Origin of the sequence: Cohnella sp. GCM10020058 (assembly GCF_042683485.1) — a bacterium.
Taxonomy (GTDB): Bacteria; Bacillota; Bacilli; order Paenibacillales; family Paenibacillaceae; genus Cohnella.
This window is the reverse complement of sequence record NZ_JBHUJV010000006.1, coordinates 171,238-191,388: the sequence shown is the minus strand read 5'-3', so window position 1 is coordinate 191,388 and position 20,151 is coordinate 171,238. Positions and strand designations below refer to the sequence as shown.

Genomic DNA, 20,151 nt, shown 5'->3' with positions numbered 1-20,151 from the left:
CACGCTTTTATTGATTTAAATGATGTAACTGCTTGTACCTTTTACAATATGCTACGGTCAACTTTGAGAACTTTTGTTAGAATAGGGGGACTGCCGGAATTTACCTGCTTAGAGGAGAGGTTTTATTGTTAAGAAAAGGATGTACGATTGTGTTCTACATGCTACTGTTTCTGTGCGGTAGTATCGCAGCATTTGCAGCAGAGGACACTACCGTGGGAACAGATGGTGCAACGCCTTCCGGGATTCCGCTAACCGGTTTGGAAGCTTTTGTCGACGATTATGTGAAAACGTACATAGGGAAACAAACCGTAGGCGCGTCGGTTGTTATCGTGAAGGATGGCCAGGTATTGCTGTCCAAGGGTTACGGCTATGCGGACGTGGAGCAGCAGATTCCTGTCTCGTCGGATACGGTCATGGAGTGGGGCTCCATCAGCAAGCTTGCCGTATGGGCGTCCGTGATGCAACTGGCGGAACAAGGGAAAATCGATCTGAATGAGGATATCCGCAGCTATTTGCCGGAGAATTTCCTGACTAAGCTGAAATACGACGATCCCATAACGATGCTTCATCTGATGAACCACAATGCCGGGTTTGAAGAGTATATGTTCGATATGGCCTACCAATCGTCGGAGGAAGTACGGTCGCTGGAGGAAGGACTGCAGCTTGCCCAACCCGCACAGATTTATAAACCCGGCGAAGTTGTGGCCTATTCGAACTACGGCAACTCGCTGGCAGCTTATATTGTAGAGAGAATCAGCGGTCAACCTTTTCACGAATACGTTCAGCAGCATATTTTTGATCCCCTGGGCATGACCCATTCCATTGCGCATTCCGTCGTAGAGGATCGCCCGGAATTGCTGGAGCATAAAGCCAAAGGTTATTTCTTCAAAGGCGAAGGTTCCTTCACCCCGGGATCGTGGAATTATATGTCCATGTACCCGAACGGCGGCAATAACGGCACTGCGGAGGATCTGGCCAAGTTTGCGATGGCATTCCTCCCTCCTGCCGGACAACAGTCCCCTCTGTTCGAGAAACAGGAGACGCTGGGTACGATGCTGACGCAGAGCCATACCTCTGCTGAAGGAATGCCAGGCATTGCCCATGGATTCTGGGAATATCCCGGACAGCACCGGACGCTCGGACATGGCGGGAACACGATTGCTTTTTCCACCAATCTGCAGCTTGTGCCCGAAGACCGGTTTGCGATTGTCATTATGACCAATCAGGCCGGCGAAACCAACATTGTCCATGGTCTGACTAAAGCGATTGTAGGCACGCAGACGCAGGCGGAAGCTGTCAATCTGCCGGAGGTGTCGGAGGTTCGAGGCGAGTTCGTGGCTGCGCGCCGCCCTGAACATGGCTTCATGAAGCTATTTCCCTACCTTACGATGATGAAGCTGAAGCCGCTGGGAGCCGATCAGCTCCAGATGACGCTAGCGGGCAGGACCGGAAGCTATAAGCAGGTGCAGCCTTACCTCTATGAGAAAGTAAGCGGAGACTCGGCGCTCGATGCCTGGCCCATGCTGTATGCGACTGTCAAGGATGACGAGGTAAAAGCGATCTCGGTCTATACCTCCGATTATTTGCCGCTGCCTGCCAGTAAATCCATGCCGGTGCTGATCCTGAGCGCCGCTCTAGCGGTGCTGGCCATCGTTTATTTCATCATCGCTCCGCTCGTATTGCTGGTACGGGCAGTCATGAACGCGCTGAGAGCCAGAAAACGCCGCCCTGCACCTCGTACCGTCAGCCGCAAGCTGGTGGCTGGCCTCACCTTGACGGGTACCGGCATTGTGGCGAACAATCTGATCCTTGCCTTGCGGATGCTGAGCAACAGTGAGCGGGCCTATACCGAAGTCTATCCGCAGATTATCGTCAACTACGGTCTGACTGGGCTGGCTGCAATATTGTTAGGTGTGCTGCTGCTATCCTGGAGGAAGAGAAGCTCTGGTTCGACTGCCCTGTATAAGTGGTCGGCCATTCTGCCTGCTGCGATGATAGTTTTTCTGGTGGGGCAGCTTGTGTTTTGGGAGTTTTATAGTTAGGTAGGCAAGTTAAAAAGTGGATTTTGTGCTAACTTCGTAAATGCAGAACAAGCCGTCATGTAGCCGAGGGCTTTGGCGGCTTGTTTGTTGTACGGATACGATTATGCGTCCTTCGGGTTTTCTTCGTCACCGGTGGCGATACGGTTGTTGGGGTAGATGATCCAATCGCTTCAATCGGCGGAGTTCCTATCCAATCGTTTCAATCGGGTAAGTGCTCTTTTGCTGACTTACAACTGCATTAGACCAAGTCAGAAGACGCCACGCAGCAGCTCGTTAACCCGAGGAAGCTCCATCGACTCAATAACCCGGCAAGCCGCACCCACCCTCGGGAGGGACGACGAAGATCGACACAGCGAACCGCGGGTTATCATTATACGAAATCCAATCGCTCCAGCTTCTTATCCCCCCACGCCCCCTATGCTCCGAGGGTTCCAAGGTCAACAAGTGGGGGGTTCCGATCCAGGCTCCGGGAAAGCCCGAGGATAGGCGAGCGCGCCGATGTGCAGCGATCCCCTTTGGCGACGCTTGGAGCACTTTGGGAGCAAGAAGTCCGTAGACGACGGGGCTCGGGAGACAATACCGTTTGAGCCTAGGGAAGCCATCAACCTGTGGCTGAGTAAGCCGAACGGAACACCACGGAAAGGCCAAGTGAAGTAAGGTGATGTACCGAAGGGTGGGGCCGGTTTAGATCAAAATCAAAATTGTTGATTGTTTGTTTGCACAATATAATCACAAATCAATTTGTAATACTTTTCTAATCGGCACTTAAATCTATTTGTTTATATATGTCTTCGATTTGTTCCGTCTGTAACGCCCAACGATATGCTGGATGAACCTCAAAACTGTAACCAAAGTCGGCATGCTCACCAGAGATGTAACGATTCTCCTCGAAATATTTCCTTATAACTTGTCCACTTTCAGATTCTTTCCTAGCAGTTAAAAAATTTATTTTGTAGAGGAAATTGCACAATTGCTTTGTAGATAACTCCTTATTAGCAGCAGATAAAAATCTACCGCTCTGCAAAATGTTGGTCATCTTCAATTGCAGTTTATCAGTCGTATATATCCAGCCATTGGAATTTCTTCTTTCCGTTTTATTGGGTTTCATATTCAAAATCAATCGTTCAATATCTGGAAGTTCAGTTCTATATTCATTAATTGTATCCTGCACTCTGTCTTGAGAATAGTTGTCAAATACATCTTGAAAATGCTTAGTCAATATTTTAGGTGAATTATCATCGTACGCTTTTCTTGCAGCTTGAGTACAAAGTTTAACTAAATCTCGAGGCCTTTTTCTTATAAGAGACATCAGGATCCGGTACATCGGAGCCTTTTCCCATTTACCTGTGCCTAAAAACTTTTCGCTCATAATTTGATCTAAAAATTTTGCTGAGTCCTTCGAAGTCATTTCTTTTAAAAGCTCATCTTTAATAGTTCTTCCGAAAAACGTTTCTATTCTTTTCACTAACATTAGCAATATCTCATGGTTATCCCAAGTGTACCATATAACCGAGGATCCAATTTTGTCTGTCGATTCATCTGAAGTGCGTACTAAATAATAAACATCACTTCGGAGCGCTATTCTAAAGTATATACCCTGATTGTCATTTATAATATCCCTAACTGCATTCAGTAAGGTAGAGATTCTAGTAATATCCTGTTTGCTTCCGTGCCATCCCCGATCTAAATCATCTATATAAACAACAATTTTTTTATTCTTCAAAAAATTTGACAAAAGCAACATTTTTGTCGGATTTAAATCTACTTTAATAGAATCAGAGAAACTTTTTATCGTACTATCTAAATAATTCAAAAACCTCCCGCTTTTAGTTTTTAGTGTTTCCCAAGTATTCTTATTTTCTATTCCTAGAGACTCAAATACTTTATTAGCGATAATTTCCGTTAGTCTTGCTTCCCATTCCTTTATTAGTTTTATAAAATTATCAGAGTCAACATTTAAATCAAGAATATCATTGGGTTGTAGTTCTATGGGAAGGTACCCTCGTTCAATATCTTCTTGGATTGCTATCTTAAATAAGGCTGATTTCCCAGTGCCTTTGTGGCCTACAAGAATTCGCAATGAAAGATCTACTGCAAAGCGTTCATATGTTTTGTTTTTTAAATAATAACGCTTCAGGCTATCTATGCTCTCATCTTCAGCTGCCTCATGTCCAAACAAATCTCTAATTGTGATCTCATCGAATTTCAAACAGCACCCTCCTAAATCCATATTATTCCACAATAATACACTAAGCGCTACTTTTTCTTCAAGCTAGTTTTGTGCTACACGACAAATGGCTATGTAATAAATATAGTTACGCAGAACTTCTCGCCGAGCTGATCGAAGAGAACTGGGAGCAGTTCACCATGCGTATCGGGTATCCTGGGTCAACTGTTCCGGCATGGTGGCAAGATCGACCTTCCCACGATTGAAGAACTGCAGTGACAGGTGCACAGCCGGGAACTGTCACTCCGTACCGAACTGATCGGGCTCCAACTGAACAAAGTCATGGTGTCTTTCCGGCACAGCAAGGCTACTAGAGAGAATAGACCGTTGGAGGATCGGGATGAAGAATAGGCTCCCGGCAGTGAAAAGGCACTTCCCTTGAGCTTCAAGTCCGGACTAGCGCAAACAATAGTCGTCCACAGACCGAAACCAAGTGTTGGATAGGCTCCGTTGCTCCAAGATACTTTCGATGATCTTTTTGATCGTTTCCGGGCTGATCTGGTTTGCGCCAACGCGTTCCGCCAAATCGTTCATCATTAGGATGCCGAACACAACCGCGCTCACTGCGTTGTACGCTCGCAGGTCTCCGTCGGTACGACCGACAATTTCCTCTGCGCGGGCGAACCAATCCCGCCACTGTTCTTGTTTCTCGATCAGGTACAACAATAAGGATACAGAAAGTGGCTGAAGTCTGTTCGCAAGAGTTTCCCAACATCAGCCTGTTTTATCAAACGATCTGTTTTCCTTACATGGGTGGGAAGACACGATTAAGGCTCAGTTTTGCAGACGCGAAACGGCTTACCGGTCAGTCCGTACTTTTGGAAGCGCGTTGGCAGGACTTGTTCAGGAAATCTGGACTACCCAAGATCAGGCCACACGATCTTAGTCACACGCACGCCTCGTTACTGCTCAAGGCTGGAAGACATCCGAAAGCCGTCTCGGAATGGCTAGGACACTCCAGTATCATGATAACGTTAGATCGCTACTCGCACCTATTCCCAACGCTCCAGCAGGAGGCGGCTGAGAAGATAGATGAATTGTTGACTATCAAACTGGAATCTACTGAACGTCTGATATGAACTGATTATTAACACATAAATATTCCATTAAATGTTTCCGATATATATTTCATATATGAATCAGTCTGAACAGGGAGGGCCAAATGGATAGAGCTATTAATCCAAAAGATAGGCTAGTTTATAAAATTGATGAGTGGTTAAAGCTGTTTTCCGCAGACCACTCTGGACTCTGCATTGTTTGCGGGAATAAGTTAGAAGTCAGGGCAGAGAGTACTGTTTCGACAACAACTCATTTTTGGCATTCCGTTCGTGGATCAAATTGTCCAACTATTCAAGCTAATTCAACACCGTATTTGAATCTTCTTCCTTCAGCGGAGGATGAGGCTAACGCTCTTAAAGTCAAAAGTGATTTTACACAACGATTTTACGAAGTTTTTCTTAAATGCGACCTTCTTTGTGCTGGCTTAAAGTTTGAGGAGTTCAAAGAGCTAGTCGAACTCGCGAATACAAAACGTATCTGGTACTATAGGGATCTCATATTAGATTTCTTACCATATATTTTTTTGACGCTAAAGAAATTTTCATCAAGGGATAGCCGTTTTAGAGACAATAGCTTTTACTTTGTCTTTGAACCGAACCTAAAAAGGTACAATGAGCTGTGGATCGATAAGAAGATTAGAAAGAAAATATGGAAAGTCGAGAGTGTTACTTACTCAGAGAAAGTGAACGGAGTATATAAAGACAAACGCAAACAAGTTGTAACAGAGTATGACATAGATTCTAAATATCCAAGTGAACCGGTTTGGGTCACAAGAAGCAGAACAACAATACAAAAGCTTATAAACTTGAATTAATGAGGCTGCAATTGGGAGCAACCTTTTCCCTTTGTGAGAGTGGCCTTCCGGGTGCTCCCCTTTGCTGTCCTTACGCGTTCCTTGCGTGACGCGAAGTCCGGTAAGTATGATTCCAAGCTAGGTTCGCCGCACTGTGGTTCTTACACTCCCCGAACCCAAGCGTAAGGTCAACGAGGCCCGGAGTGCGCGACGCTGGGATAGCTATCCTTACGTTCGGAGCCATCCGAGCGTTGCAATCCCCCAGCCCGGAGTCTGTTGTGCCGCCGGAGCACCAAAGTTAGGTTCGGAGCGTAAGGTCTAGTGAGCCGGAGCCATTGGGAGCAATTGTCGGGAATACGCTTAAAAAGAAGAAGTGTAAGGTCATTCAACTCTGTTGTTGTACAATAATCGCTCCCTGCGGAGTTTGCTTCATCTTACGCTTGAAAGCTTCGGGAACGTAAGGTTGCGTATGCTTCTTTAAGCTAGCGCTCCGCTTTTGACCCCTCCGGGTCTGTGGATGAATCATAACCTTAGCCTCCACTTTCACTGAACCCGGCACCCCGACACTCCGCACAGTGCCCGCTCGTAACCATTTACGCGGCGGGACGAATCCGGCTCCGTTGCGTCCACTCCCCCGAACCGCTTCGTTCCCAATGCCGACGTTCCAGAATAGGGGGATGCCGATCACGCCAAGGAAAGTGAAGCGAAGTGTTCCCAAGGGCGATTAAGCTCTTGCTCCGCACAGAAGGTTAAGACGAGCCTGTTGGTGGATGGCCGGAAACAAAGTCTCCGAGCATTTAACAGCAACCTGATGCGACCATCCCGCTGTGGCTGGCTCCGGGCCGCTTACAATCATTTTCAGCCAACGATGGTTTGCAAGTTGTTGAAAGGAAGGACCAAAGAGGGCCACACAGTCTGCCTTCTGGCAACCTGTCACAGCCCCCAACCCCGCGTCCGACGCGACCTCTCAACTCTTACTCTTCTCCTGTAGCCACCGGACTTCCCTCATAGCTAATCCAATCGCTCCAACTCCCCGAATACAGCTTCACGTTGCTGTACCCTGCTTCGCGTAGCGCTAGCACATTCGGCGTCGCCGAGATGCCGGAGCCGCAGTACACGATGATCTCGCCGTCTTGCGGCAGATCGCCGAACCAGTCGCGAAGCTGCTCCGGTGACTTCCAGGACCCGCTCTCTTCGAGCGTGTCCTTCCAGAAGTAGTTCGCCGCGCCCGGGATGTGTCCGGCGACCGGATCGAACGGCGCCTCGCGCCCGGCGTACTGCGCTGCGTCGCGCGAGTCCACCAACGCCGCGCCGCCCCCGGAGGATGCGGCGCGAACTTCTTCCACGCCGACGAGCCAGTCGGCTCTGGGCGCGGGCACGAATTCGCGCGGCGCAACGGCTGATGCCGGCTCCGCGGACACGGCTCCGCCGGCGGCCGTCCAAGCGGAGTAGCCGCCGTCCAGCACTTGCGCGCGATCCGCGCCCAGGTAGCGGAGCAGCCACCACAGTCGCGAAGCGGCTGGGCCGTTGCCGTCTTCGTAGGCGACGACGGCGGTCTTGCTGTCGATACCGAGAGACCCGAACAGTGCAGACAGCCGTTCCGGCGACGGCAGCGGGCTGCGCCCGCCATGCTCCTGAGCCGGATCGGTCAGATCGGCCTTGAAATCAATGAACAAGGCGCCGGGCAGGTGCCCCTTCGCATAAGCATCCTTGCCGTAAGCCGGATCCTTTGGATTAAACCGCACGTCGAGCAGCACGATGCGCTCGCCGCCGGCTAGCCTTTCCTGCACTTGCGCCACGCTCGCCACATTGAATAATGACATATCTTCCACGCTCCTTCGCATTTTTTCCGCAATTACCGCTTGTCTTCGCTATCTTCACACTCTTTGCTGTCTTTACTGACTAAGTTGCCTTTAGCTTCGCTGTACCTTTGCCCATAGCCCTTTTCCTTGCCCTTACTTTGAGACCTCTTCCCCCAGCCAACCGCCATGCTATCAAATCGTAAACTCCAAACTCTCCGACGACTTCACCTCGTGAATCGCCGCGTAAATATCGTTCTGTATCTGCAGCAGCTCGGCGTCGTCGCGCTTTCGCGGACGCTCCTTGGGCACCTGGAATATACGGTTGATCCGTCCCGGCCTTGGGGACAGCAGCACGACCCGATCGCCCAGGAATACCGCCTCGGACACGTCATGCGTGACGAACACGACGGTCTTTTTCTCAGCCTCCCAGATTCTCAGCAGATCGTCCTGCAGCTGCAGCCGGGTCAGGTGGTCGACCGCGCCGAACGGCTCGTCCATGAGCAGCACCTCGGGACCGTTCGCGAGCGCCCGGGCCAGACCCGCGCGCTGCTTCATGCCGCCGGACAGATGATGGGGATACTTGTGCTCGAACCCATTCAGCCCAACCAGGTCGAGATACCGCTGCGCGCCTTCCCGGCGCTCGCTCCTCGCGACGCCTCGCATTTCCAATCCCAACTGGACGTTCTTCGTCACCGATCTCCACGGATACAGCGAAGGATCTTGGAAAACGACGCCCCGCTCGATGCCCGGCCCCTTCAGCTTCGCTCCGCCGAACCATACCTCGCCCGACGTGGGCAACTGCAGCCCGGCCAGGATCTCGAGCAAGGTGCTCTTGCCGCAGCCGCTCGGACCGAGAATGCTCAGAAACTCGCCGTCTTCGATGGTCAAATTAATATTCGAGAGCGTCTCCGTCGGCGTCGCTCCACCGTATACTTTGGACACGCCGCGGACCTCGAACCCCGCCATAAGATCGCCCCCGCTCGCGTTATTTTTTCGGAATGAACCGCAGATCCAGAATCTTGTCGACGTCGTAAATTTTATCCTGGAAGCCCAGGTCGACTTGCACCTGCTGCGTATCCTTCAGCGCGTTCAGGTCTACGTCGGGGTTGTTCTCCCACAGCACGTTCTCGCGCTCGAAAGCCTTGTCCACCGCGGCCGGATTGATCTTCACGTTTTCGAGGAAGTACTTCTTGTACTCGTCCAGGTTGCTCTTCGCGTAGTCCTGTGACTTGAAGTACGCGCGGAGCAGCTTCTCGATAAGCTCCGGATGGCTCTCGATGAAGTCGTTGCGGGAGGCGAGGACGCCGGTATGGAACGTCGGCAGGTAATCCCAGCCCTTGGCGAGAATCTTGCCGGTGCCTTCAATCTCCGCGAGAGAAGCGAACGGCTCGTGGATAATCGTCGCATCGACTTGGCCGGACGTGAGGCTCGCATAAGCCGCATCGTTGACGCCGTCGGCGAGATATGTAACATCGTCCTTGCTGAGACCATGCGCCTTCAGGATCGTCTGGGTGTACACGTCCAATCCGCTGCCGAGCACGGCGGCGCCGACCTTCTTGCCCTTGAGGTCTTCGACGCTGTCGATGCCCGTTCTGGCGACCAGGTAAAACGGCCCCTTCGTGCGGAACATCGAGGATACGATCTTGATCGGAGCGCCCTTGCCCGCGGCCACGATGGCGTTGGTCGTTGCGACGTCCACGATGTCGACATCCTTGCTCGTCAGCGCTTCGATCGGTTTCTGGGTGGAGATCAGTTCGACGTCCAGACCCTCGTCCTTGAAGAAGCCCTTCTCGATGCCGAAGCGCACGGCCAGTCCGCTCACGCCGTTAAACGGCGCGTACCGGATTTTCTGAAGCTCTGCGGACGCAGGAGCCGACGCCGACGCAGATGTCGACGGCGATGCCGATGGAGATGCGCCTTCAGAACCTGACGGAGAAGCCGCACCTCCCGCATTATTGTTGTTGCCTCCGCAGCCCGCAAGCACAAGCGCAAGCGCCGCCGTTACGATTCCGGTTCCCATCCATTTTTTCTTCAACATGGTTTCTCTCTCCTCAAAGGTCACTGTTTATTTGTCTAACTGTTAAGCGTGCTAACGGTTAAGCTCGCTAACTTCTTAAGATGACTTCCACTTCAGCACGACCCGCTTCTCCAGCAGATCGATGACGCCGATAATAAGCACCGATACGATTGTCACGACCGTGATGATCCCGAACGCCTTCGCCGTGTCGTACAGGGAGGTCGCCTCCACCAGCAGGTTGCCAAGCCCGTCCTTGGACGCGACCATCTCCCCGAACAGCGCGCCGACGAGCCCCGTGGCCGCCGACACTCTCAGAGAGACGAAGATCGTAGGCGCAGCCGACGGCAGGATGACCTTGACGATCGTCTGCAGCTTGGACGCCTCGAACACTCGGGCCACCTTGAGATGCGCTTCCGCCGTCTGCTTGATGCCCGTGATGGTATTGAACGCGATGGTAAAAAAGCAGAACAGGAACACGATCGCGACCTTGTGCGACAACCCGATTCCGAGCCAGAGCATCAGGAGGGGGATAATCGTTACCTTCGGGACCGCCAGCAGTGCCGAGAGGAACGGCCGGAAGAAATTTTCCGCGTGCGGCACAAGCACGAGGAACATCCCGGTCGCGATTCCAGCGAACGCGCTTAGCAGGTACCCCGCCGCGAATTCCTTAAGCGTGACGAACAGGTCGTGGAAAATCTCGCCGTCCGCGAACAGCTTGTAAATCTCCTCCACGACCTGGGTCGGCTTCGACAGGTACAAGCTGCCGACGATCTCCGCTCGTACGAGGTATTCGATGATGCCCAGGCAAGCGAGCAGCAGCGCGACTTGCCCGATGAGAATGCGCCACCGGTAGCGCTTCTTGCCGTCATGGCCCATGTGGCTCAACTCCCTCCCTTACTCGCCCGCGCCTTGCAGGGCTGCCTTCTTGGCGAACCGATTCTCGGGAACGGACAGGCCGAAGTGACCGCGGAACGTATTCGCTTCATACTCCGTCCGGAACAGGCCGCGGCGCTGGAGCACCGGTACGACCAGGTCGACGAACAGATCGAGGCCGCCCGGCATGTACGGCGGGCAGATGTTGAAGCCGTCGGCCGCGCCTCCCTCGAACCACGCCGCCATCTGATCCGCAATCTCCTCCGGATTGCCGACGATGAGCAGATGGCCCCGTGACGTGGCGGCGAAGTAGTGGAACAGCTCGCGGACGGTGATGGCTTCGCGTCCTTCCGCCTTTTGCGCCAGCCCGACGAGCCACTTGGCCTCGTTGCCCGGAAGCGACGAGAGCGACAGGTCCGGAAGCGGACCGTCGAGCGGATATGCGGAGAGATCGATTCCGATCCTCGCGGACAGCGGCGTTACATCGTAGTCGGTCACGAGCAGCGAATTCAGCTCCCGATACTTGGCTCGCGCTTCCTCCGAGGTGCGGCCGACGAGCGGCACGAGGCCCGGAAGGATGAACACTTCATCCGGACTTCTTCCATACTGTACGGCTTTCGTCTTGATCTCGGCGTAGAACGTCTTTGCGAGCTCGAGCACAATCTGCCCGGTGAAAACGGCGCTGGATTGCTGCGCGCCCAGGTCGCGGCTGCGCTCGGACGTGCCGGCGTTCAGCAGCGGAATCTGTCCTTGCGGCGGCCTCGCCACGTTCAGCGGACCCGCGACGGAAAAGTGCTCGCCCTCGTGATTGATCCGATGCACCTTGTTGCCGTCGACGAACTGCCCGGTCTCCTTGTTCCGGACGAACGCTTCGTTTTCCCAGGAATCCCACAGCTCCTGCACGATCTTCACGAACTCGTCCGCGTAGTCGTACCGCTTGGCGTTATCCCAGTGCTTCTCCCGGCTGTGGTTCTGAGCCGCCCGCACGTCCATGCCGGTCACGACGTTCCAGGCGAGGCGGCCGCCGCTCAGGTAATCGAGCGAAGCTGTCTGCCTGGCGACCGTATACGGCTCGGAGTACGTCGTGTTCGCCGTCACGATCAAACCGATCTTCTCGGTGACCGCCGCGATGTTCGCGATCATCGTGAACGGCTCGAGACGAACCATCTGCGACGGGAACGTGTGCTGCATGTCCGCGCTTGTGGCGAGCGCGTCGCCGAGGAAGAAGAAGTCGAACTTCGCTTCCTCCAGCCTCTGGGCTACGCGGTGCAGAAATTTCGGATCGAACGCGCCGTCGGTCGCCGCTTCCGGCAGCCGCCAGCCGGCAGGGTGATAGCCTGTCGAGAACAGGAACAACCCCAGATGGAGTTGGCGCTTGGACGGCTTGGCTTGTTGGGATTGCGTCATGTGGGTTACCTCCTAATTTTTAGTTTACCAATGCGATAACACGGTTTTATAACGTGAAAAGACCGATTCGGCGGGAGATGTCATCTATTTCTTTGAGTTCCTCAGCGGTCAATCTCTCGCCGGCGTGGGCGAGCGAGTCGCGAATTTGCTGCGGCTTGGACGCACCCAGTATCGCTGAAGTCACGAAGGAATGGCTGAGTACCCAGGAGAGCGCATATTGGGCAAGCGTCCAGCCTCTTGCTTCGGCCAGCGGGCGGATCCCGTCGACGAGCGCGTACGCCGGATTCGTATCCAACAGCAGTTCCAGCCGCTTCTCCCCATGAGCCAGCCGAGATTCAGACGGAGGCGCTTCGCCCTGGCGATACTTACCGCTCAGAATTCCCCTGCCAAGCGGGCTGTAGCTGATGACGCCGACTTGCTCCGACTGGACGAACGGCGCGAGCTCCCGCTCGATGCCTCTCGTGATCAGGCTGTACTCCGGCTGGACGCTCTCGAATCGGTGAAGGCCGTGCAGCGCGCTGACGCCATGCGCCTTCGCCAGCTGCCAAGCGGCATAATTGGAGCAGCCGAGATAGCGGATCTTGCCCTGCTTCACCAGATCGTCCAGCGCACGCAGCGTCTCCTCGATCGGCGTCTCGGGATCAAAGACGTGAATCTGGTACAGATCGATATGATCCGTCCGCAGCCGTCGAAGGCTGTTCTCCAGCGCGCGGTAGACGTGGTAACGGCTCTGTCCTCCGTCGTTGACGCCCGGACCCATATGAGCGCTGAACTTCGTCGCCAGTAAAATGTCGTTGCGGCGGCCCTGAAGGAGCCTTCCCAGAATTTCCTCCGACTCACCGAACCGCGACCGGTCGCCGTTATCCATGCCGCTTCCGTATACGTCCGCGGTGTCGACCAGGTTAATCCCCGCTTCCAGCGCCGTGTCCAGCACCTCGCCGGACGCCTTTTCGTCAATCCAGCGCCCGAACGCCATCGTTCCCAGACTGACCTCGGACACTTTAAGTCCCGTTCTTCCCAACCTCCGGTATTGCATCGAGCTCTTCCCCTCTTCCGTTACGACAAAAAGGACAGACGCAGGCCGCTTTGCGAAATCAGCGACTCTCCGTCTGTCCGGTCGAGTTGTCGTATGTAATTGGTAAACGAATAAATGTGGTTATCGTCAACCGGCTAATTCAGGAGCAACTCGGCGGAAGCCATATGTCCGAGCGAGATGGCCAATTCGTAAGGCGTCTCTCCGCTCGCGTTTTTTACCGTCTTGTCGGCTCCGTAGCCGAGAAACTTCTTGATCAGCTCCGCTTTGTCGAAATAAGCCGCCACATGCAGCACGTTGAACCCTTTTCTGAGCTCGCCCTCGCATCTGGCATGAATGTCGGCCCCATGCTCCATTAGCAGGTCTACGAGATGTCCATAGTCGCCGAATACGGTCGCGTGGATCGCCTTGTTGTTCAGACTACCGTCGCGGCTTCGCGCATGAATGTCGACGCCCCGTTCCAGCAGCAGCTTCACCGTATCGGTGCTGCCGAATTGCACGGCCAGAGACAGGAGCGGGAACCCGTCATGGCTGTAGGCGTTCACCAGGTCCGGAGATTGGTCCAGCAGCTCCTTCACCCTCGCGCTATAACCGACCGCCGCAGCCTCGAATACATTCAGCCTGCCCGCTCCGTTTCGCAGCAGCAGTTCCTTAATGTCGTTCGCGCGAAGCAGCACGGCCATCAGCACGGGCGTCTCCCCTTGCGGGTTGCTGACGTTCACCAGGCTCGCGTCCCGATGGATCAGCTCGGCGACTTTGTCGATGTCGCGATGCTTCACGGCCTCGAACATTTCGTTTTTCAGCCGCTGAAGGTTATCCGCCTGCTCCCTTGCCCGTACCAGCAGATCGTGGGAAGCCCGCACCCCGACATTCACGAAGTGGGCGACCGCCCTCGAACGATTGGACTCGAGCCCGGATTCGACAAGCAAATCCACAGCCTTGAGAACTTCATCGTCCAATCGGATGGAAAGCACCGCAGTGCTTTTTTTCTTCGGCATGGCTCTCCTCGTCGCTTACATGTAATTAAAATTACAAAATTACTATAGCATGAGACACTGAATTTGAATAGCCCTAAATTCCGACTTTTTTAGATGGTTTAATTGGAGGTGCTACGAAACTGGGGAATTGCGGGGAGAAAATTACGATATAACGTCAATCAACGATCGCTTTTGGGGTAAAATTCGAAAAATAAATACTTCCAATCCTCCATAAAATCGCTCTGAAAAACGCTGTTGTAATAGCCGATGTGTTCGCGCCAGAATTGGTGAGATGTACAATGATAGTTGCCTAAAATAAACGAAGGGTAATTATGAACCGAACTTGCCATAATTCTAGTTTTCTCTTCCTCACCATGCTCCATTACGCTTGATAGGCTTTCCAATATGTATTTAATCGGTCCGAGGCTCTGATAGATCCTTTCCATATTAGGGGCTCTTTTAAAAAGCCTTACTTTTGTAAGCTCCGAGATGACACTAACCTTACCCGAGTGATTCTCTATTTTATTCAATTCTTTTATTAACTGCCGAATAGAGCGATAATTAATTTTGGGGTTCTTATTCAGCCAGAATCGATACTGTTGTAAAAGGTCATAAAGGACGGGGTCCGTCGGAAAAGATCGAATGAAAATAAAGAGATCATACAAGGAGTCCATCAAGTTTTTGGCGTACATCTTCTCGAGCATGATGGTAACCTGCCTTTTCCGGAGACAAAAAATTGTCTTACTCGATCTGGTTTACAAAATCGGTACCGTACGTGCTAAGGTGCTCCCATCCATATTCATGCTTTGTGTCGGTATGCAAAACAAAGCGAACCCATGTTAGTCCTGTTAATGAGGGACTTGTGTGTATGCCTTCAAACGAAAACAAAATCTCGGACGAATGAAAGGGATCATTTGTTAAATTAGGTCTGTAGACGTTCCAGCCGGTCCCCAGGTTATTAATGATTAAAAGTGTCTCAAAGACGGCAGCCTCCATCGTCATATCATCATTTAATTTCATTACGAACGTCGATCCCAGCAATGAAGGATCTCTCTTTAATCGCTCAAATCGTTTCGACACGACGGGGTACCTTATCAATTCTATTTGTTTAATAAGCCGGCTTGCTTTGTCCTCATTTTTAACTTTGAAGAAAGCATTCCAAACGATTTCAAATCTCATCGTTTCTCCTTTACGCCTCTCAGACATGATCTACTTTTCTTTCCTCTTGCAACAACATAACTTCCCGCTAATAAATAAGCTCATCCACGATTTCAACTTTCAAAATGAGTTTGCCAGGCGTACCGCCAAAACGACCTCTCTCTTTGAGCGCGTCGCCTTCAATCACCCTTTATAATTCCACAACCTTCCAACTTATCCTTCCTTTCAATTTAACCAAAAGCCCGCCGAACCAAGCCGGCAGGCTGTGTTGCCGAAGACCGGGAAACAAGTCTTGTGACTGCCGCTTTTAACGCTTTAGATCCGATTATTTTTCGTCAAGCCGGTAAATCAATTGCACAACGCCCGAGGAGAACGACCTTGTATCCACCCATTTGAGATTCAACCGCTGCCGGACATCTGCGAACAACGGCTTTCCTTCTCCCAACACGACAGGGTGAACGGATAATCTAAATTCATCCACTAGCCCTAAATGGATAAAAGTCGTAATCAGACTCGCTCCGCCGTACAGCCAGATGTCTTTGCCAGGTTTACTCTTGATCCGATCGACTTCTTCAAGGAGATTGCCGTTGATGAATACGGCTTTTTGGTCGGTTCCCTTTTGCGTCCTGGAAAACACGTATTTGTCTTTACGATGGACCATTTCCCAAAACTGCTTTTCAACTTCTCCGGATTCCTTTTCCGGCGCGAATTGTCCCCATAATTCATAGCTTTTTCTTCCGTAAAAAATCGTGTCGATTTGATTCAAAAACCGATCGAATCCCATCTCCGCATCCATGATGCACCAATCGACTTCGCCGTTTTTCCCTTCAATAAAACCGTCCAGCGTAACGGCCAAATCCAGTATGATCTTTCGTTTCACAAACGTCACTCCTTTCGTTCTTGTGCCTCCCATTATAAGGTTTATATATGTCATCTTGTGTCATATTACAATTCCAATGCAGCGCCAATGAACACCTCGCGGCAGCTGCTCCTTTTTACGATACCTGATCCATTACGTTCAAGAACCGCTATGGACCTCGGATTTCGTATAGTAGAATACATTGAAGAGGAAAAACAACAAGAAGACGGCTGCCTGAGGATAGAGTGCATGGATGCGGTGTATATCATCGGGGACATTCGCTTTCATAATATCCAGTAAGTGTACGATCATGGAGCCGAAAGGGATATAGCTGACAAAGGTAACGCGCCCGGCAATATGGTCTTCTACCCCTTGCATTCCCATCATATTGATGAGAACGGCGACGATTCCCAGCACAATGGGCGGAATGAAGCTTTTGCCTATGATCCCTACCGTCATCGTAACCGGGATAAGCAGCGCTTGGAACGCCAACATCCATGCGTTAGCGCGGGTGAACTTCCAGAATAACGCTTCTGAAAGCGGCTGGTCGCTCATGATGCTGCCCGCAGCCAAGGTCAAAGCATAATTCAACACAAAGATTGCCATCGATAAGAACAGAATGATGATCATCTTGCCGATCAGAATCTTCACACGATGATGCGGGTATACGAAAAGCTGGTTAATCGTATTATCACCGTATTCCCGAACGACAACAAAGCCTGCGAGCAGCGAGAGCAGCAACGGCGCGATCATGACATTGAGGAACAGAGAATTGTTGATCAAAAGCTCGTTCCAATTCAAGTTCTTTGATTGCCCGAATATCGATAATACGGCCGGCAGCATGCCGCCGAAGAGCGTCAGCCACAGGAGCTGGGTGCGTTTTAATTTCAATATCTCGGCATAGAAAACGTTAAGCACTGCGTTCGCCCCCCGTTAAGCTTAGGAAGTAATCTTCCAGGGTTTCGCGCAGCATCGTGATTTCCGCAACCTCGATCCGGTTCTCAACCAGCATTCGATTGATGGCGGCCGACTCCGATAACTGTTCGAACACCCGTATAACCCCCGGTTCGGGAACGGAGTAATCGCGAATGTCCATTTTTTGTTCTAACAGCATGACCGCCTCGCGTTCGTTGCTCACTTTAAATTCGACGCAATGCCTGTTTTTCATCTGCAGATCCTGCTGCTCGATCTCCTCAACCAGCTTTCCGCGATGCACGATGCCCAGCTTCGTCGCCATCAGCTGGACCTCGCTTAAGATATGGCTTGATACGAGCACGGCAATATTCCGCTTGGAGGCCAAGTCAATAATTAACTGCCGCACTTCCTTGATTCCGGCCGGGTCCAGTCCGTTTGTCGGTTCGTCGAGAATTAGCAATTCCGGATGGTGGAGCAAGGCCCGGGCGATGCCAAGACGCTGCTTCATGCCCAGCGAAAAATTTTTCACTCTTTTGTTCCGGGCGTCCAGCAAACCGGCTTGTTCCAGCGATTCCTCCATGCTCTCCTTGTTCCCCATCCCCATCATCCGCCGGTGAATGTCCAAATTCTCGACAGCTGTCAAATTCGTGTAAAAACCGGGGATTTCGATCATCGAACCGATGCGTTCGAAAGCGGACTTGCGGCTTGATTCCGCGTCCTTCCCGAACAATTCGATCCGTCCGGACGTGGGCTTGATCAAGCCCATGATCATGCGGATCGTCGTCGTTTTTCCGGCCCCATTCTGCCCGAGGAATCCGTAGATTTCGCCTTTTTTTAGAGAAAGGCTGATTCCGTCAACGGCCGTGTGCGTCTTGTACTTTTTGGTAAGTCCGCTAGTTTTCAAGATAGATTCCACTCGTTTCCAACCTCCTTAGCGGCTTTTGCGAAGCCAGCTTCGTAACCATTCGCATGGGTTGGATTGATTATAAGATAACGGATTTACATCGGATTGAACTATTTCTTACATGTTTCTTAAGTTGCCCGAGGCAGGTAGAAGGAGAACACGGTCCGCTCATTCGGAATGCTGCTCGCTTGAATCTCGCCGCGCTGCTTCTCGACCAGTTTCTTGACAATCGTCAGACCTAGTCCATTGCCTTGCTGGCTTGCGTTGCGGGAAGCTTTGCCAGTGTAGAGGCGCTCGAAGATATGGGGCAAGTCGGTCTCCGAAATCCCTTGGCCGCAATCCCATACGTCGACCCACACCCGTGCTTCCGCTTCCCGCACCCGAATGCCGATTGTCTCACCATTTGCACCGTAACGAAGTGCATTGCTCAGCAAATTGTTCATGATTCTTTCGATGCTCTGCCTGTTTCCCCATACATAAACGTGCCGCTCCGGAAATTCAAGTTGCGGCGAGAGCCCCGCGAGTTGGAACTGTTGATAGAAAGAGAGGGCTGACTCCTGTATTTTCTCGACGATATTTAATTTTTCGGGCTCCGGCGCGTCTTCGTCGGCTTCTAATTTGGACAGCTCGAAAAAGTCCCTGACCAATGCATCCAGCTTGTTTCCCTTGGCGGCTATGATCCGGAAGTACTGCTGCCGAATGTCTTCCGTCAAGGTCTGGTCACGTTGCATGACTTCCACATATCCCATAATCGCTGTCAGCGGTGTGCACAGATCATGGGATAAGTGGGTAATCATCTTCTTTCGTTCGGATTCCAGCAGATTAAGCTTCTCCATGTTTTGCTGCAAATCGTCTATGAGCCGGTTTATGCTTCCTCCGAGTTCGACCAAAACGGAACTGCTGCTTGGGAGGCGCACTCTTTGGTTGATGGCTCCCGCACGTATCTCTTCAATCCGCGCGGTCATCAGTGCCAATTGCCGCTTCATGTTCCATTGGCGATAACCAAGCAAGCTGCTTACGGCCAGCAGGATGACAGAAATCGAGATGTACGCCGGCATCAACCTGTGGACTCCCCCAGCTTGTACCCGATTCCCCACACTGTTTGAATGTAGATCGGGTTTGACGGATCCAGCTCGATTTTGGTGCGCAGCCGTCGGATGTGAACCATGACGGTATTCTCGTCGGAGATCGTCTCTTCTTTCCAGACAGCCTGGAAAATTTGCGACTTCGTGAATACCCGGGTGGGATAGCTCAGAAACAGCTTTAAAATATCAAACTCTTTGGCTGTCAGCGTCATTTTGCCGGCCAGGGAAGTGACTTCATAGGTATGCAGGTCGATCGCCAGTTCGCCATGGGTCAGCACGGTTGGAGAATGGTCGTTCGAATGGTTATTGAAGTAAAAGTAGCGCCGAAGCATCGCCTTGACTCTGGCAGACAATTCCCCAAGCCCGAATGGCTTCGTCAAATAATCGTCCGCCCCGAGTCCGAGACCGATGATTTTATCCACCTCTTGCCCTTTGGCGGACAAGATCAGCACGGGAATGTTATGGGTTTCACGGACGCGGCGGAGCACCTCGTAACCGTCAATCTCAGGCAACATCAGATCCAATATCAGAAGTTGGAAAGACATTTGCTTGATAAAGCCCATGGCTTCCTCCCCTGTATAAGCAGAGGTTGTATGATAGCCTTCCGTACGTAAGCAGTTGACCAGTAAGCCGTGAATTTCCAAGTCATCCTCGACAATAAGAATGTTCGATACGATGATGCTCCCCCCTCGGTATAAGATCGGATACGTATATCCTATCCGTGCGCAGCGGTTGATAGGCCCAACGCCGGGTGCTCGGTTGGTTTCCTAGCTCTTTGAAATACTACAGATTCTCCCGGTTGCGGTGAATTTTATCCGTCAGAATCACGGCTGGATACACGCCGAAACGCTTTTTGTACCCAGAGACTGAGCCCTTCAAAGATTCCCATTCCATCGAATCGACTCGCGCAAAACCGCCGACCAGCCTGGCTGCCACCTTCGCTCCAAATTCTACAGGGGCTCCGGCTTTGCCGCGAACGATGGGGAGAACATAGGGCTGT

Annotated in this window: 16 protein-coding genes; 3 read left to right on the top strand and 13 right to left on the bottom strand. The window is 51.9% G+C overall.

Annotated features, from left to right (window positions below; translation table 11 throughout):
- Positions 1 to 125 precede the first annotated feature (125 nt).
- Positions 126 to 2,042, top strand: coding sequence for a serine hydrolase domain-containing protein (locus ACFSR7_RS09340; protein WP_378160822.1), 1,917 nt, complete (start codon positions 126 to 128; stop codon positions 2,040 to 2,042).
- A gap of 754 nt (positions 2,043 to 2,796) precedes the next feature.
- Here ACFSR7_RS09340 and ACFSR7_RS09335 read toward each other — a convergent pair.
- The gene (locus ACFSR7_RS09335) at positions 2,797 to 4,251 is read right to left on the bottom strand and encodes a P-loop ATPase, Sll1717 family (RefSeq protein ID WP_378160820.1); all 1,455 of its coding nucleotides are present in this window, start codon (positions 4,249 to 4,251) and stop codon (positions 2,797 to 2,799) included.
- A gap of 767 nt (positions 4,252 to 5,018) precedes the next feature.
- On the opposite strand from ACFSR7_RS09335, the gene ACFSR7_RS09330 reads away from it, so the two are divergent.
- Positions 5,019 to 5,348, top strand: coding sequence for a tyrosine-type recombinase/integrase (locus tag ACFSR7_RS09330; RefSeq protein WP_378161164.1), 330 nt, complete (start codon positions 5,019 to 5,021; stop codon positions 5,346 to 5,348).
- 83 nt (positions 5,349 to 5,431) lie between these two features.
- Entirely contained in the window at positions 5,432 to 6,142 is a 711-nt protein-coding gene (locus ACFSR7_RS09325) for a hypothetical protein (RefSeq protein ID WP_378160818.1), read from the top strand.
- 953 nt (positions 6,143 to 7,095) lie between these two features.
- Here ACFSR7_RS09325 and ACFSR7_RS09320 read toward each other — a convergent pair.
- The 12 genes from ACFSR7_RS09320 to ACFSR7_RS09265 form a co-directional block, all read right to left on the bottom strand.
- On the bottom strand, positions 7,096 to 7,944 hold the full coding sequence (locus ACFSR7_RS09320; protein ID WP_378160816.1) for a sulfurtransferase: 849 nt from the start codon (positions 7,942 to 7,944) through the stop codon (positions 7,096 to 7,098).
- 171 nt (positions 7,945 to 8,115) lie between these two features.
- Positions 8,116 to 8,889 carry an ABC transporter ATP-binding protein gene (locus ACFSR7_RS09315; RefSeq protein WP_378160814.1) on the bottom strand — a complete coding sequence of 258 codons (774 nt, stop codon included), beginning with the start codon at positions 8,887 to 8,889 and terminating at the stop codon, positions 8,116 to 8,118.
- 19 nt (positions 8,890 to 8,908) lie between these two features.
- A complete protein-coding gene (locus tag ACFSR7_RS09310) occupies positions 8,909 to 9,961 on the bottom strand; it encodes an ABC transporter substrate-binding protein (RefSeq protein ID WP_378160812.1) in 1,053 nt (350 codons plus the stop codon).
- 75 nt (positions 9,962 to 10,036) lie between these two features.
- Positions 10,037 to 10,816, bottom strand: a complete 780-nt coding sequence (locus ACFSR7_RS09305; protein ID WP_378160810.1) for an ABC transporter permease — start codon at positions 10,814 to 10,816, stop codon at positions 10,037 to 10,039.
- A gap of 18 nt (positions 10,817 to 10,834) precedes the next feature.
- A complete protein-coding gene (locus ACFSR7_RS09300; RefSeq protein ID WP_378160808.1) occupies positions 10,835 to 12,220 on the bottom strand; it encodes an LLM class flavin-dependent oxidoreductase in 1,386 nt (461 codons plus the stop codon).
- A gap of 46 nt (positions 12,221 to 12,266) precedes the next feature.
- The gene (locus ACFSR7_RS09295; RefSeq protein ID WP_378160806.1) at positions 12,267 to 13,256 is read right to left on the bottom strand and encodes an aldo/keto reductase; all 990 of its coding nucleotides are present in this window, start codon (positions 13,254 to 13,256) and stop codon (positions 12,267 to 12,269) included.
- 134 nt (positions 13,257 to 13,390) lie between these two features.
- On the bottom strand, positions 13,391 to 14,251 hold the full coding sequence (locus ACFSR7_RS09290; protein ID WP_378160804.1) for an ankyrin repeat domain-containing protein: 861 nt from the start codon (positions 14,249 to 14,251) through the stop codon (positions 13,391 to 13,393).
- 1,462 nt (positions 14,252 to 15,713) lie between these two features.
- Positions 15,714 to 16,268: a dihydrofolate reductase family protein gene (locus ACFSR7_RS09285; protein ID WP_378160802.1), complete on the bottom strand. Its 555-nt coding sequence runs from the start codon at positions 16,266 to 16,268 to the stop codon at positions 15,714 to 15,716.
- A 138-nt stretch (positions 16,269 to 16,406) separates the two neighbouring features.
- Positions 16,407 to 17,165, bottom strand: a complete 759-nt coding sequence (locus tag ACFSR7_RS09280; RefSeq protein WP_378160800.1) for an ABC transporter permease — start codon at positions 17,163 to 17,165, stop codon at positions 16,407 to 16,409.
- Positions 17,158 to 18,078, bottom strand: coding sequence for an ABC transporter ATP-binding protein (locus ACFSR7_RS09275; RefSeq protein WP_378160798.1), 921 nt, complete (start codon positions 18,076 to 18,078; stop codon positions 17,158 to 17,160). The genes ACFSR7_RS09280 and ACFSR7_RS09275 overlap by 8 nt, the downstream gene beginning before the upstream one ends.
- 116 nt (positions 18,079 to 18,194) lie before the next feature.
- A complete protein-coding gene (locus ACFSR7_RS09270) occupies positions 18,195 to 19,124 on the bottom strand; it encodes a sensor histidine kinase (protein WP_378160796.1) in 930 nt (309 codons plus the stop codon).
- On the bottom strand, positions 19,124 to 19,828 hold the full coding sequence (locus ACFSR7_RS09265) for a response regulator transcription factor (RefSeq protein ID WP_378161162.1): 705 nt from the start codon (positions 19,826 to 19,828) through the stop codon (positions 19,124 to 19,126). The genes ACFSR7_RS09270 and ACFSR7_RS09265 overlap by 1 nt, the downstream gene beginning before the upstream one ends.
- Positions 19,829 to 20,151: the final 323 nt, after the last annotated feature.

Excerpts from the sequence above, each read along its gene's own strand:
- ACFSR7_RS09330 (WP_378161164.1), top strand. The coding sequence starts at position 5,019 with ATGGGTGGGAAGACACGATTAAGGCTCAGTTTTGCAGACGCGAAACGG.
- ACFSR7_RS09325 (WP_378160818.1), top strand. The coding sequence starts at position 5,432 with ATGGATAGAGCTATTAATCCAAAAGATAGGCTAGTTTATAAAATTGAT.
- ACFSR7_RS09320 (WP_378160816.1), bottom strand. The coding sequence starts at position 7,944 with ATGTCATTATTCAATGTGGCGAGCGTGGCGCAAGTGCAGGAAAGGCTA.
- ACFSR7_RS09315 (WP_378160814.1), bottom strand. The coding sequence starts at position 8,889 with ATGGCGGGGTTCGAGGTCCGCGGCGTGTCCAAAGTATACGGTGGAGCG.
- ACFSR7_RS09310 (WP_378160812.1), bottom strand. The coding sequence starts at position 9,961 with ATGTTGAAGAAAAAATGGATGGGAACCGGAATCGTAACGGCGGCGCTT.
- ACFSR7_RS09305 (WP_378160810.1), bottom strand. The coding sequence starts at position 10,816 with ATGGGCCATGACGGCAAGAAGCGCTACCGGTGGCGCATTCTCATCGGG.
- ACFSR7_RS09300 (WP_378160808.1), bottom strand. The coding sequence starts at position 12,220 with ATGACGCAATCCCAACAAGCCAAGCCGTCCAAGCGCCAACTCCATCTG.
- ACFSR7_RS09295 (WP_378160806.1), bottom strand. The coding sequence starts at position 13,256 with ATGCAATACCGGAGGTTGGGAAGAACGGGACTTAAAGTGTCCGAGGTC.
- ACFSR7_RS09290 (WP_378160804.1), bottom strand. The coding sequence starts at position 14,251 with ATGCCGAAGAAAAAAAGCACTGCGGTGCTTTCCATCCGATTGGACGAT.
- ACFSR7_RS09270 (WP_378160796.1), bottom strand. The coding sequence starts at position 19,124 with ATGCCGGCGTACATCTCGATTTCTGTCATCCTGCTGGCCGTAAGCAGC.